The organism is Antrihabitans cavernicola, from assembly GCF_008297975.1.
GTDB classification, from domain to species: domain Bacteria; phylum Actinomycetota; class Actinomycetes; order Mycobacteriales; family Mycobacteriaceae; genus Antrihabitans; species Antrihabitans cavernicola.
Genome location: NZ_VLNY01000006.1, coordinates 1 through 13,895 on the forward strand (window position 1 = coordinate 1; position 13,895 = coordinate 13,895).

General features: G+C 64.1%; 12 protein-coding genes. 7 read left to right on the forward strand and 5 right to left on the reverse strand.

What is annotated here, in order from left to right; genetic code table 11:
• Positions 1 to 118: 118 nt before the first annotated feature.
• Positions 119 to 688 (reverse strand): NlpC/P60 family protein, encoded by a 570-nt coding sequence (locus FOY51_RS13935; RefSeq protein WP_149430864.1) that lies wholly within the window; start codon positions 686 to 688, stop codon positions 119 to 121.
• A gap of 90 nt (positions 689 to 778) precedes the next feature.
• Between FOY51_RS13935 and FOY51_RS13940 the strand changes: the two genes are divergently transcribed.
• A complete protein-coding gene (locus FOY51_RS13940; protein WP_149430865.1) occupies positions 779 to 1,126 on the forward strand; it encodes a YidH family protein in 348 nt (115 codons plus the stop codon).
• Between the two features lie 70 nt (positions 1,127 to 1,196).
• Positions 1,197 to 2,207, forward strand: coding sequence for a glucose-6-phosphate dehydrogenase (coenzyme-F420) (gene fgd / locus FOY51_RS13945; RefSeq protein WP_149430866.1), 1,011 nt, complete (start codon positions 1,197 to 1,199; stop codon positions 2,205 to 2,207).
• Here fgd and FOY51_RS13950 read toward each other — a convergent pair.
• Positions 2,110 to 6,564 carry a non-ribosomal peptide synthetase gene (locus FOY51_RS13950; protein ID WP_149430867.1) on the reverse strand — a complete coding sequence of 1,485 codons (4,455 nt, stop codon included), beginning with the start codon at positions 6,562 to 6,564 and terminating at the stop codon, positions 2,110 to 2,112. The two genes, fgd and FOY51_RS13950, sit on opposite strands and share 98 nt — an antisense overlap.
• 203 nt (positions 6,565 to 6,767) lie before the next feature.
• On the opposite strand from FOY51_RS13950, the gene FOY51_RS13955 reads away from it, so the two are divergent.
• Together FOY51_RS13955 and FOY51_RS13960 are read left to right on the forward strand one after the other, a co-directional pair.
• Positions 6,768 to 7,427 carry a HemK2/MTQ2 family protein methyltransferase gene (locus tag FOY51_RS13955; RefSeq protein WP_353961370.1) on the forward strand — a complete coding sequence of 220 codons (660 nt, stop codon included), beginning with the start codon at positions 6,768 to 6,770 and terminating at the stop codon, positions 7,425 to 7,427.
• Positions 7,417 to 7,605 carry a CDGSH iron-sulfur domain-containing protein gene (locus FOY51_RS13960; RefSeq protein WP_149430868.1) on the forward strand — a complete coding sequence of 63 codons (189 nt, stop codon included), beginning with the start codon at positions 7,417 to 7,419 and terminating at the stop codon, positions 7,603 to 7,605. Before FOY51_RS13955 ends, FOY51_RS13960 begins: the two co-directional genes overlap by 11 nt.
• Here FOY51_RS13960 and FOY51_RS13965 read toward each other — a convergent pair.
• Positions 7,602 to 8,597, reverse strand: a complete 996-nt coding sequence (locus FOY51_RS13965) for an iron-containing redox enzyme family protein (protein ID WP_187776319.1) — start codon at positions 8,595 to 8,597, stop codon at positions 7,602 to 7,604. The two genes, FOY51_RS13960 and FOY51_RS13965, sit on opposite strands and share 4 nt — an antisense overlap.
• A gap of 57 nt (positions 8,598 to 8,654) precedes the next feature.
• On the opposite strand from FOY51_RS13965, the gene FOY51_RS13970 reads away from it, so the two are divergent.
• Positions 8,655 to 9,362, forward strand: a complete 708-nt coding sequence (locus FOY51_RS13970; protein ID WP_149430869.1) for a 3-keto-5-aminohexanoate cleavage protein — start codon at positions 8,655 to 8,657, stop codon at positions 9,360 to 9,362.
• Between the two features lies 1 nt (position 9,363).
• Here FOY51_RS13970 and FOY51_RS13975 read toward each other — a convergent pair whose 3' ends face one another.
• Both FOY51_RS13975 and FOY51_RS13985 read right to left on the reverse strand, forming a co-directional pair.
• On the reverse strand, positions 9,364 to 9,777 hold the full coding sequence (locus tag FOY51_RS13975) for a VOC family protein (RefSeq protein WP_149430870.1): 414 nt from the start codon (positions 9,775 to 9,777) through the stop codon (positions 9,364 to 9,366).
• 256 nt (positions 9,778 to 10,033) lie between these two features.
• Positions 10,034 to 10,543: a nitroreductase/quinone reductase family protein gene (locus FOY51_RS13985; RefSeq protein WP_149430871.1), complete on the reverse strand. Its 510-nt coding sequence runs from the start codon at positions 10,541 to 10,543 to the stop codon at positions 10,034 to 10,036.
• Between the two features lie 62 nt (positions 10,544 to 10,605).
• Here FOY51_RS13985 and pta point away from each other — a divergent pair, with 62 nt between their 5' ends.
• Together pta and FOY51_RS13995 are read left to right on the forward strand one after the other, a co-directional pair.
• Positions 10,606 to 12,714, forward strand: coding sequence for a phosphate acetyltransferase (gene pta, locus FOY51_RS13990; protein ID WP_149430872.1), 2,109 nt, complete (start codon positions 10,606 to 10,608; stop codon positions 12,712 to 12,714).
• Positions 12,711 to 13,895 (forward strand): acetate kinase, encoded by a 1,185-nt coding sequence (locus tag FOY51_RS13995; protein ID WP_149430873.1) that lies wholly within the window; start codon positions 12,711 to 12,713, stop codon positions 13,893 to 13,895. Before pta ends, FOY51_RS13995 begins: the two co-directional genes overlap by 4 nt.

Genomic DNA, 13,895 nt, shown 5'->3' on the forward strand with positions numbered 1-13,895 from the left:
ACCTACATCCGAGGGCATCACCGGTTCGACAGCAGCCCAGAACTCGTCAGAAATCACACCCATCCGCGTCATCGGCTAATACTCGCTGGTCAGGACGCAAATATTCGGGAGACACGCCCTAGAAGCGACGGATGCTGTTGATCTCCCACTGCGAGAGCGGCGCAAGACCGACGGGAACGCCGTTTCCGTATGCGTTGAAGACCTGCCCGAATCCGACGTAGATGCCGACGTGCGATGCGTCGGAGTTCAGGACCACCACATCGCCGGGCGAGAGCGCCCACAGCGGGACCGGATAGCCCGCGTGTGCCATCTGCTCGCTGGTGCGGGGCAGGTTCACGCCCGCCTGGTGGAATGCCCACTGCACCAATCCCGAGCAGTCCCAGGCGTTGGGACCGGTGCCACCCCACTCGTAGGGCTTGCCGGTTTGGGTGACGGCTGCAGTCAGCGCGATCAAGCCCGCAGGACTCGAGATCGGCAGTGCGAAGTTCGCGGAGCCGCTGGAGCTACCGCTCGACCCCGAGCCGGAGCTGCTGCCAGCCGAACCGGTGCCACTTCCGGTGTCGCCACTACCGCTCGAGCTGCCCGTCGGGACGGCGAAGGCGGGCGCTGCGGGGATGGCCGCCAGACACGCCGACAGCGCCGCTATCGCCAGGGTCCGACGAACTCTTCGTGTGGCGTGGTATTGCATACGGCCTCCTCGGAAGTTTCGCTAACATAACAAGGTCACGCGTGGGTGTGGTGTGAAACGAGTGAACTGTTCACCTGGGAGAATGAGTCTGTGAGCGCTGCCAACCGCCCTGACGAACGGTTCACCCTCGCCAACGAACGAACCTTTCTCGCCTGGATGCGGACTGCGCTGGGCCTGGTGGCGGCCGGTATCGCGGTGATCGTTCTGGTCCCGGGATTCAGCACGGGCTGGGTGCGCACCCTCATCGGCTTGGTGTTGGTTCTGCTGGGCTCCGCTGCTGCTCTGCTCGGCATTCGACGGTGGCGGCAGGTCAGACGGGCTATCGAGGAAGGCGCGGAGATGCCGTCGTCGGTTCCGTTGGAAATCTTCGCGGGCACGGTTGCGGCCGTGGGAATCTTCGCGGCGGGCGCGACAGTCGTGAGCACCCTGATCCACTGACCGGACTGGGATTACCCTCGAAAGCGTTCCCGCCGACACGGCGCGGGTCGACGACGTCAGGGGTGTGCACGTGCCAGATCTCAAGCTCGGATACAAGGCTTCCGCAGAGCAGTTCGGTCCCCGCGAACTTGTCGAACTCGGGGTTCTCGCCGAGCAGCACGGTCTCGACAGCGCGACGGTCAGCGATCATTTCCAGCCGTGGCGCCACAACGGCGGACATGCCCCGTTCTCACTCGCGTGGATGACGGCGGTCGGTGAACGGACCGAGCGGATTCAGCTCGGCACGTCGGTGTTGACTCCGACGTTCCGGTACAACCCCGCCGTCATCGCGCAGGCCTTCGCGACGATGGGACTGCTCTACCCGGGGCGGATCATGCTCGGCGTGGGTACCGGTGAGGCGCTCAACGAAATCGCCACGGGCTACAAGGACGAATGGCCGGATTTCAAGGAGCGGTTCGCCCGCCTTCGCGAGGCGGTGCAGCTGATGCGTGCACTCTGGACGGGTGAGCGCACCGACTTCGAGGGCGAGTACTACTCGACGAAGGGTGCGTCGATCTACGACGTTCCCGACGGCGGCATCCCCGTCTACGTTGCGGCAGGCGGTCCGGTGGTCGCGCGGTATGCCGGTCGTGCGGGCGACGGCTTCATCTGCACGTCGGGCAAGGGGATGGATCTCTACACGGAGAAGTTGATGCCCGCCGTTGCCGAGGGTGCGGCGAAGGTCGATCGCAGCGTCGACGACATCGATCGCATGATCGAGATCAAGATCTCCTACGACACCGATCCCGAGCTGGCGTTGGAGAACACGCGCTTCTGGGCGCCGTTGTCGCTGACTCCTGAGCAGAAGCACGACATCACCGACCCGATCGAGATGGAGGAAGCCGCGGACGCGTTGCCGATCGAGCAGGTGGCGAAGCGGTGGATCGTGGGATCCGATCCCGACGACGTGGTGACACGCATTCAGCCCTATCTCGAGGCGGGTCTCAATCACCTGGTCTTCCACGCTCCGGGCCACGATCAGAAGCGGTTCCTCGAACTATTCGAGCGTGATCTGGCGCCGCGGTTGCGGGCGGCGGGCTGAGCGGAGCACCATCGGCGATGGCAAGCACGATCGTTCGATAGCGCTCGACGATGTTGTCGACGGTCTTCTCGTCGAACATCGCGGAGGCGTATACGACGTCGAGCTTCGTCGATTTCCCTGCGGCATCGTGGTTTTCGGTGAAATAGAAGTGCAGGTCGCACTTGGCGATGTCGAGTGGTTTCGGCGTGATGGTCATCGTCAGGTCGCCGACGGCGAGTGACGTGGGCACGAACGTGTCGAAAGACATGGCCACCTGAAAGAACGGATGCAGCGACTGGGAACGGCGGGGGTCGAGGACTTCCACCAGCTGTTCGAACTGCACTCCGGCATGATCGAGCGCGCGGATCTCGGAGTCGCGTGCCCTCGTGATCACGTCGGAGAGCGACTGCACCCCTTCGATATTCGTCCGCACCGCGAGCGTATTGACGAACATGCCCACCACGTCGTCGAGTAGGGGATCGCCCCGCCCGGCGACGGGTGTGCCTGTCACGATGTCGGTCTCGCCCGAAATCTCGGCGAGCAACCAGATCAGCGCAGCTCGCAGAACGGTGAAGGTACCGACAGCTGCTGCTGCGGCGACTGCCTCGATCGTCGCGGTGTCGAGCACGCACGACACTCGACCACCTTCGAAGCTCCATATTTCGGGTCGCGGTCGATCGACAGGAAGGTGCAGCTCGGCGGGTGCCCCCGCAAGTTCCGTTGTCCAGAAGTCGATATCGCGTCCGGCGTCGTCGTCCGTTCGCCAGACGCTGTAATCGGCGAACTCGATGGGCAGCGCTGTCCACCGCGGCGCGCTGCCTGCGGCTCGGCTTCCGTAGGCCTGCAGCAGATCACGGGCCAGCACCCCGAGCGACCAGCCGTCGGCGGCGATGTGGTGCACCACGCATGCAACGATCAATTCGTGCCGATCCGACTCGAAGAATTCGAATCGAATCGGACGCTCCGTCCGCACGTCGAATCCGGCGCGCAGAAACGCGTCGATGCGTTCGGCGAGTTCGCTGCGTGCCACGCGCGCGACCGAAACCAGCGTTTCCGGTGTCGGCAGCACCCTTTGCTGCGGTCGTCCGTCGGTATCCGGATAGATCGATCGCAAGGTTCGGTGCCGCTCGATCAGGTCGGCAATAGCGCAGCGCAAGGCCTCCAGGTCGAGCGGACCACTCAGCGTGAGAACGAATGGCAAGTTGTAATGCGCTGTGTCGGTGGATCTGTCGATGTAACGCTGGGCGGGCGCGAGCGGAACGAACTCATGGTTGCGGGCGGCGTCGACGATCGGTCGTCGGGCGGGCGCGGTGGCGGCGAGCGACTCGACCTTCGCCGCGAGGCCGACGACGGTGGGTGTGTCGACCACGTCACGCACCCCGACATGCACCGGAAAGCGCGCCCTGATTCGACCGGCCGCGCGGGTGGCCGAGAGGGAGTCGCCACCGAGATCGAAGAACGACGCACGCGCGTCGACGCGATCGCGACCGAGCACCGCTCCGAAGATCTGCGCGATCTCGACTTCGGCGGGAGTGGCAGGCTCGACGAATATGCCTGCAGGGTGGTCGAATTGCGGATCGGGCAGGGCTGATCGGTCGAGCTTCCGATTGGTGGTCAGCGGAACTGTGTCGATCACCGTGACGGACCGCGGCACCATGTAGTGCGGGAGCGTCTGCGCGACACGTGCACGCAGAGCGCCGGTGTCGATCGATGCATCGCCGCGAGCCACGACGTACGACGCCAGCTGTGATTCGGGCATCGACGTGTTCACGACTGTCACCGCAAACGCCACGTCCGGATCCTTGCGCAGGGCGGCATCGATCTCACCCAACTCGATCCGAAACCCGCGGAGCTTCACCTGATCGTCGGTGCGACCCAGGAATTCGAGCGTGCCGTTCGTGTTCCAGCGAGCACGGTCACCGCTGCGAAACATTCGGTCGCCGGCCGAGCCGAATGGATTGGCAACGAAGCCCGTTGCGGTCCAGCCGTACTTGTCGAGGTAGCCACGCGCCAATCCTGCTGTGGCCAGGTACAGTTCGCCGGTTGCACCAGCGGGAACCAGGCGGAGACGGCGATCGAGCACCAGCGCCGTCACCCCGGGCATGGGAGTCCCGATGCTCACCTGCTCGCCGACGGTCAGCGGAGCAGTCATCGTCACGCTGCACGTGGTTTCGCTGGGGCCGTACGCGTTTCGGACGGTTCGACCGCCGATCCAGTTGTCCACCAATGATTGCGGTGCGACCTCGCCGCCCATCACGACGAATCGAAGTTGCCGCAGGGCCGCCGGATCGACTGTCTCCAAGGCGGAGGGAGTGGCCAGCAGGTGCGTGACGCGTTCTCGGGCAAGCAGACGCGTCAGTTCGGAGCCGCCGTACACGTCCGGTGCTGCGATGACGAGGACCCCGCCGGACAGGCTCGCCGCAAAGACCTCGACAAGTGCCGTGTCGAACCCCGGTGATGCGAAATGCAGTACTCGGGAATCCTCGCAGAGTTGGTACCGCTCGACGATCTCGGTCGCCAGAGCGCCGAGGCCTGCATGCGTGACCACAACGCCTTTCGGCGTTCCGGTCGATCCAGATGTGTAGATCACGTATGCAGCGTCGAGCAGGTGGACCGCCGGCAAGTCGACATCGTTGCGTGCAGCGGTGAGCTCGGGAACCGTGCACTCTGGAACAGTGCGCTCTGGAACACTTAGCCATTCGACGGTCGCCGGGAGGGTCCGACCGTCCATTGCGACCCCGACCTCGGCTCGGCAGTCGTCGACGATGTAGTGCACGCGCTCAGGCGGTAGCCGCGGATCGATGGGCACGTAGGCTGCGCCGGTCTTGGCCACCGCCCACAGCGCGATGACCGACTGCGTCGAACGCTGGATGGAAACCGGGACGAAACTACCGGCCTGGATCCCGCGGCAGATCAATTGGTACGCAAGCTCATCCGAGCGTCTGTCGAGGTCTCGATACGTCAGTTCCACGTCGCCGTCACAGACTGCGACAGCATCCGGTTGTGTCCGCGCAGTTGTGGTGAGCAGATCGGCGAGCGTCAGGTCTTCGCCAGGAACAGCTCCGACGGCGGCACTCCCGGGACTCCCGGTCAACTCCACGTCGGCAACAGCGAGATCGCGGTTGGCGGGATCGGCTACCAGGTCGAGAAACGCCAGAAATCTTCGATGGTGCTCCACCACGTCGGCGCGGGCATAGAGGGCCGGATTGGCCTCGAAATCGATGTCGGGTAGCAGATCTGCTGTGCCAGGGTAGATATCGAGGGCGATGTCGGACGTGGGTCCGGTGGTCAGGACGTGCACGCTGCCTGTCAGGGGACCCAACGACACCGTGCGATCGAACATCATGATGTTGACGACCGGGCCGAATCCGCCCGTCTCCATCCGGTTCGTTGCGGCACCGGTATCCGCGGTGTCGGGCCGAAATCGCTGATGGCGCAACACTCCAGACAATGCGGTGCGGACAATCGCGACGGCGCCGTCTATCGTTGCCGACCCGATTCCGTCGAGTCGCAACGGCACCACGTTCGATACAGTTCCTGCGGCCTGTCGTAGCCGGGCGGTCGTTCGGGCCGACACCGGTAGCGAGAGCACCACGTCGTCCTGGTCCGTCATACGTGCGTAGTAGGCGGCAAAGGCCGCTATGACGACGGCCGACAGTGGTTCGCGGTCGGAGTCGGTCAGCCATGCGGTGGTGTCCGGACCGAGCGTTCCGCCCACATGCAGCGGCGCTGCGGGCGGTGCGGTCCGTCCGCTGAGTGATAGAGGCGCCGACAGTTCGGACGAAGCGGCAGACCAGTAATCGCGGTCACGGAGACAGCGATTCGACGATCGATATGCGGTGTCCTCGGCCACCAACGTGTCGACGCCGAGCGAGCGGTCGGGTGGGCGTTCGCTCCCGGCTACCGCGGCGACGTACAACTGTGCGGCTCGGCGCAGGATCGTCGTAGCACCGAACCCATCGAGGGCAATGTGATGAGCCTTCGTGTACCAGTAGCAGCGGTCGTCGGCGATCAACAGGATCACGCTGCGCACCAACGGAAAACATTCGACCGAGAGTGGTTTCGCGCAATCTTCGCGCATCCAGGCAGCAGCGGCAGCGGGGGGATCGTGGTGGTCGCGGAAGTCGACGGTCCCGACATCGTCGGGTGCGTCGTCGTCGATCGTCTGTCGTGGTGCATCGGCGGTGCCGACGATTCGCACGGTGGTCGACCCGTATTCGCGATGTGCGGCAGAACAGCAGGAGATCAACAGATCCCGGCGCACCGGGCCGACCAGATCTGTGTAGTACGCGATGACAAACGGGACATTCGGGACTATCTGCTGCGCGAACCAGATGCTCAGCTGCGCCGAACTCAACGGAAACTGCTGGTCAGGCATCCGGTCGAACTCCTCATTCTTCCAACGACAGCCCCTGTGACCCGTACCGTACCGGCTCCGCCCCGGTTCGCGTCCGTGGTTTCGTCCACGTCGATTCGGGGCACACGAAGTCGACGGCCTAGTACTTTCGAGAGGTCGTGCATCACCGAGACAGTCGAATCCGATCGGAGTGCAATCGAGTGATCCTGGATATCGATCGAGCCGTGGCCGCGATTACCACCGATCCTGGTGTCTATGCGCCGCAACACGACTCGCGAGCATTGCTGGACGCTCTCCGCGAAGCATCGTTGCCGCGCGACGCGCGTGTTCTCGATCTGTGCGCCGGATCCGGTGTACTTGCGATCGGTGCAGCCATTCTCTCGGGCGGAGATGTACTGGCACTGGATGTTTCGGCCGATTCGGTGCAATGCGCTCGGCGCAACGCGGATGCCGTCGGCATTCAGATCACGGTGGCGCAGGGTGGTCTTTCGGATGCTCTTGCCGCCGGACCATTCGACGTGGTGGTTTGCAATCCGCCCTACGTCCCGTGCGAACCGGGTGGGGCACAGGCACTCGCATGGGATGCGGGCGTCGACGGCCGGTCGATGCTGGGTCCGCTCTGCCGAAATGCGCGACGACTGCTCCGAGACGGCGGGTTCGTCTTGATCGTCCATTCGGAGTTCTCCGGACCGGACGCGACCATCGCCGACCTTCGCGCCTCTGGTCTGAAGGCGGCCGTAGTGTCGCGCAGGACAATCGATTTCGGGCCGGTCATGCACAGTCGCGCAGCCTGGCTGGAGGCGCAGGGTGCCCTGGAGCGCGGCAGGCGGCGCGAAGAACTGGTGGTGATTCGCGGCGACCGTGCGGATTCCGATGGAACGTAAGGCCGTTCGTATCGCCGAGAACGGGCCGATGCTCATCGACGGTCCAGTCGACATCACCATGCCCGACGGCTCATGTGTGCGCTCCGACCGATTCGTCGTCGCAATCTGCATGTGCAGACGCAGCAAGTCCTATCCGCTGTGCGACACCAGCCATCGACAGCGATGCCGGTCCGACTAACGTCTCAACGACGACAGGCCATTGCGCCAACCGTCCACCAGTAGTGTTCCCAGCTTGCCTTCGACGAAATCCGCTGCGCGAATACCGAATACGACGTCCGGTTCCAGCTCCGGTTCCCGTGCGATCAGGTCGCCGACCACATCGTGGCGCATCACTTGCTCGTGCACCGCGTCCGCTTCGACATGCTCGGCGTAGAACTCGATGCACGCATTCGGTGCGTCCATCCGCTGCAGCGCCTGCACAAGTCGCCTGGATCCGGGGGACGACGTGATCTCGGTGGCCGTGAAGTGGCCGACGGTCGCTCCACGCAGTGAGCGGTGCAAACCGAAGAGGGACATCAGATTCACCGTTGCCAGCGTTTCCGCGGGGACGACGTCGAGGTACCCGAGATAGGTGGAGTCGAGACCGGCGGCGTCGAGCAGATTCGCGAACAGCTGTTGGTGCACCCGCTCGCCCCGGCCACCACCGAACTCGTCGAATTCGACTGCGACAAAAGACGCTTTCGCCTGCCCGGTCAACCGCGGTATCGCCCAGGCGTGGGGGTCCGCCTCTTTGAGGTGATATAGGGAGCGGTGCGTGAAGTACTCGCGCATCTGGTCCCATGTGCCAGACTTTTTCAGATAGAACGACGGCCCGCTGCCGTCCACCGGTTCGACGCACAACCCGTCCATCTCGGCCACAGCGTCGTTGCCCGGCTCCACGTGGTCGCGAACGTAGGAGAGGAAGGCTCGTTCCAGGTCTCGGCGCAATCGCAGCAGCTCAGGATGCCATTCCCAGTCGGCATCGACGCCGTCGAAGCCGCGGTAATGCAGCTCGTAGCAGGTGTAGAGCGCCAATTGGGCGTCTTCGCTGTAAGGCTCGATTATCTCTGCGCTGCCTGGAAGCGAAACCTGCGCGTTCGAATCCAGGAGCAGGGCAGCGCACACCGCGCTCGACAGCGGACCCCGTTGAGCTGGAAGGCGTGCGCCCGTTCGAGGCATCGTCGAGGTCATGACTCAGGTCTACCCGCAAACCATTGCCCTCAAGCACGGATTAGTGTCGAAGACATCATGTTGCAGGCCTGCCTGAATGGAAACCGCGCACGCTCGGAGCATCCGGCGCTGCCGGTGACACCCGATCAACTCGCGCACGACGCGCATGCGGCTGTGCTGGCCGGTGCCGAGAGTGTCCACTTGCATCCCAAGGACGACCATGGCAACGACTCGCTGGATTCTGCGAGGGTCGCCGCCGCGCTGGGTGCGGTGAAGCGCGAGGTGAACACTCCCGTCGGCGTCACGACGGGAGCATGGATCGATGCCGACCCGGCAGCACGGGTGGCGAGCATCCGACGCTGGAACTCGCTGCCGGACTATGCGTCCGTGAATTGGCACGAGGACGGTGCTGAGGACGTGGCGGCGGTACTGATCGAGCGTGGTGTCGGGATCGAAGCCGGACTGTTCACCGTCGACGCGGTACGCACGTGGCAAGCGTCGCGGTTCGCCGGTGAGTGTTTCCGTGTGCTGCTGGAATTGCCGGACGAACTGTCGGCTGCCGAGACCGTCGAGACTGCCGATTCGATGCTCGCTGTGCTACGCCGTGGCCCCGGCTCACCGCGAATTCTGTTGCACGGCCAAGGAATGAGCTGTTGGCCGGCCTTGCGCTACGCAGGCGAACTCGGTCTGGACATGCGCATCGGCTTGGAAGACACACTGCTGCTGCCGAACGGCGAATCAGCGCCCGACAATCGGGCGCTGGTTCGGGCCGCTCTGGATATCTAGATCACTTCGGGGCGAAGAGTTCGAGTGCGATGTTGTCAGGGTCGCGGAACTCGAGGATGTAGCCGGCACCGATGTCCTTGATGCCTTCGTGATGGATTCCCTGCTCGTCCAACACCTTTGTCGCGTCGTCGAGTGCCGACCTGTCGGCAACGGCGAAGCTGACGTGGTCTAGGCCTGTCCGGTCCTCGTTGAAATCGTCCTCCGACACCGGCCGCAGGCCGAGCAGCGAATCACCCAGCTTGTAGATGACTCCACCGAACAGGAAGCTCAGCTGTTCGCGAGTCGCCGCGTCCGCATCCGGCGGCAGCTCGAAAGCGACGGGGAGGGCAAAGACCTTGTCGTAGAAGGCGCGCGATTTCTCGATATCGGTGACGGTCAGTCGAACGTGGGCAAATGCATTCGTTGCGATAGGCATATAACCGACGCTACGCCCGGACGCGTTGCGCCGCGCTACCGACGAATACCTCGATGCGGTGCGGGTGTAGATCTGCACCTATCTCGGCATAGCAGAAAACCCGGTGCGCGCCACGGTCAGTGCAGTCATAGCAGCGAACGAATACCGCCAGCCGAGCGCCGAGCCGACCAACGTCCCCGCGGGGACGCCGATGGACAATGCGAGGGGGATACCCGCCATCGCGATGGCTGTGGCCCGACCCTGCAGTGCGGGTGGCTCAGCGTCGAGTCAACGCAAAAACTCGTAGGTCACGATCGGTGCGGCCCTTGTATGCCTCGTACGCGCCTGCCATGTCGATGAATTCTTTGTAGACGCGCGTCTGCTCGGTGCCGATCACCGGCGTTGCGACGACGGGGATCGCCTTGCCGCCGATTGCGACGCTCGCGTTGGAGTCGGCCAGCAGGTTCGCCGTCCACGCCGGATGGTGCGCCTGACCGAAGTTGCTGCCGACCACGTAGATCTTGTCGCCCTCGTGCACGCACAGCAACGGGGTGGTGCGCGGTTCGCCGGACTTGCGGCCCTTCGTGGTCAGCAGAATCACCGGCGCACCGATCGGGCCGAGGATCGTGTACTTGCCATCGGTCTTGACCAGCAGTTTTCGGTCCAGCGGTGTGGCGGTTTTGATGACCCACGAGCCGACCGGAGTGGATGCGAAGGCGATGGCCGCCTTGTTCAGGAAACCGGAATCCGAGCCCCATCGCACGTCGGGAAATGCCTGCTCGCTCATACCGGTCTCCTCGTCGTGCCCACGGTGGCCCCCGGAAATTATGCGCCAATTAGGCTCACCCCATGGCAACATCGCAGAAGCCGTCGGGTCCCGCGACCGCCAAGGGGCCGACGACTGTCTACATCGCATCTCCCGAAGGCGATACCGGTAAGTCGACCATTGCGCTCGGGGTGTTGCATCGCCTCTGCGCGTCCGCGGCAAGGGTGGGTGTCTTCCGTCCGATCGCGCGGTCGACCACCGAGACGGACTACATACTCGAGTTGCTCCTCGAGCACACGACTGCGGACCTCAGCTACGAACAATGTGTCGGCGTCACCTACGAGGTGACCCATGCCGATCCCGATGCCGCGCTGAGCGAGATCGTATCGCGTTATCACGTCGTCGCTGAGCAATGCGATGCCGTCCTGATCATCGGCAGCGACTACACCGACGTTGCCAGTCCGAGCGAGCTGGGCATGAACGCTCGGATCGCAGCCAACCTCGGTGCGCCCGTGGTGCTTGCGGTGAAGGGGCTGGGCCGCACGCCTGAGGAAATCGTTCAGGTTGTCGACATGTGCGCGGTGGAGTTGAAGCAGTACCACGCGCATCTGCTAGCGGTAGTGGCGAATCGGTGTGATCCCGATAGCCTCGACGACATCACGAAAGCGCTCGACGGCGTCGGCGTACCCGCGTGGAGCATCCCGGAAACTCCGTTGCTCGGCGCTCCGACCATGGCCGAACTGCTGACCTCCACCGGCGGTGAGCTCTACAGCGGCGATCCCGAGCTGATGCAGCGCGAGGCCCTCGGCGTGATGGTCGGCGGTATGACGGCCGAACACATTCTCGAGCGTCTCTACGAAGGTGTTGCGGTCATCGCCCCCGCCGACCGATCGGACGCCGTGCTGGCGCTGGTGAATGCCCATGAGGCAGAAGGCTTTCCGTCGCTGGCAGGCATCATCATGAACGGCGGCCTGCTGCCGCATCCGGCGATCGCCAAGCTGATCGAGGGGCTCAAGCCGAGGCTGCCGATCCTCACGACGCCGCTGGGTACGTTCGACACCGCGAGTGCGGTGGCACGAACTCGTGGTCGTGTCGCTGTCGGATCGGCCCGCAAGGTCGACACCGCTCTGGCATTGATGGAGCAGCGCGTCGACACCAACAAGCTGATCGAGCTGCTGGAAGTGCCGTTCCCCTCGGTGGTGACGCCGCCGATGTTCGAATACCAACTCATCGACCGCGCCCGATCCGACCGCAAACACATAGTGCTACCCGAGGGCGACGACGACCGCATCTTGCGGGCGGCAGGCAGGCTCCTGCAGCGCAACGTCGCCGAATTGACCATCCTCGGTGACGAATCCACGATTCGCGGTCGCGCCGCCGAGTTGGGTGTCGACCTCACCGGTGCCAACATCTTGAGCCCCCGCGACCCGGAGTATCTCGACGACTTCGCGAAGGAGTACACCGAGCTGCGCAAGCACAAGGGCATGACCCTCGAGCGCGCCCGCGAGGTGGTCACGGACATCTCCTACTTCGGAACGATGATGGTGCACAAGGGAATTGCCGACGGCATGGTCTCCGGTGCGGCTCACACAACGGCGCACACGATCCGGCCGTCGTTCGAGATCATCAAGACGCAGGACGGCGTATCCACTGTGTCGAGCGTCTTTCTGATGTGCCTCGCGGATCGGGTACTGGCCTACGGCGACTGTGCCGTCGTTCCGGACCCGACGTCCGAGCAACTCGCCGACATCGCGATCTCGTCCGCTCAGACCGCAGAACAATTCGGGATCGAGCCGCGCATCGCGATGCTGTCCTACTCGACGGGCGAATCGGGATCCGGCGCCGACGTGGACAAGGTGCGTACCGCGACCGAACTGGTGCGTGAGCGTCGTTCGGATCTGTTGGTGGAGGGCCCGATTCAGTACGACGCGGCTATCGAGCCGACGGTGGCCAGTACCAAATTGCCCAACTCGAAGGTCGCGGGCAAGGCGACCGTGTTCATCTTCCCCGACCTCAATACCGGCAACAACACGTACAAGGCTGTGCAACGGAGCGCGGGCGCAATCGCCGTCGGGCCCGTGCTGCAGGGCTTGCGAAAACCGGTGAACGACTTGTCCCGCGGCGCGCTGGTGCAGGACATCGTGAACACCGTGGCGATCACGGCGATTCAGGCACAAGGGATCTCGAAATGACGCAATCGCTTGTGTTGGTGATCAATTCGGGGTCGTCGTCGGTCAAGTATCAACTGGTCGATCCCGCCTCCGGTGATGCGTTGGCGTCGGGTCTGGTGGAGCGGATCGGTGAGGACGACGGCGTCATCACCCACCACTACGGTGACCGAGAGTTGGAGCATCGCGGCCCGATCGCCGACCATGCCGCCGGTATGCGGTTGGCGTTCGGCATGTTCGAGGAATCGGGTCAGAGCCTGGACGGTGTGTGCGCGGTGGGGCACCGTGTGGTCCACGGTGGCGAGGTCTTCTACGAGCCGACGTTGATCACCGACGACGTGGTCGCGGAGATCACCCGACTGTCCGAGCTTGCGCCACTGCACAATCCGGCCAATGTCACCGGCATCGACACCGCCAGGGAACTGCTGCCGGATGTTGCGCAGGTCGCCATCTTCGACACAGCTTTCTTCCATCGCCTCCCCGCCGCGGCACGGACGTACGCGATCGATGCCGAGGTGGCACAGCAATACGGCATCCGCCGCTACGGCTTCCACGGCACCTCGCACGAGTACGTATCCGGCAAGGTCGCGGAGTTCGTCGGGCGCGACGATCTGAACCAGATCGTCCTGCACCTGGGCAACGGTGCGTCCGCGTCGGCGATCCGTGGCAGCGAGGTGATCGACACGTCGATGGGACTGACCCCGCTGGAGGGGTTGGTGATGGGCACCCGGTCCGGCGACATCGACCCGGGCATCGTGATGCACCTGCGGCGCAGCGCGGACATGGACATCGACGCGATCGATCAACTGCTGAACCGTCGTTCGGGTATCAAGGGTCTGTCCGGCGTCAACGATTTTCGTGAGCTCCGCAAGCTGATCGACGCAGGCAACGACGCTGCCAAGCTTGCCTACGACGTCTACATCCACCGCCTGCGTCGCTACATCGGTGCCTACCTGCTGGAGTTGGGTGGCGTCGACGTCATCACCTTCACGGCAGGCGTCGGCGAGAACAGCTCGGAGGTCCGGGCGGATGCGCTGGCAGGTTTGGGCAGGCTCGGCATCGAGATCGACGCCGAGCGCAATGCCGTACGCAACCATGAGGCACGCGTGATTTCGACCGAAGCGTCGGCCGTGACCGTGCTGGTGGTTCCGACCAACGAGGAGCTGGCAATTGCCAGAGCTGCCGCTGCGCTGGTAGTGGGCTGA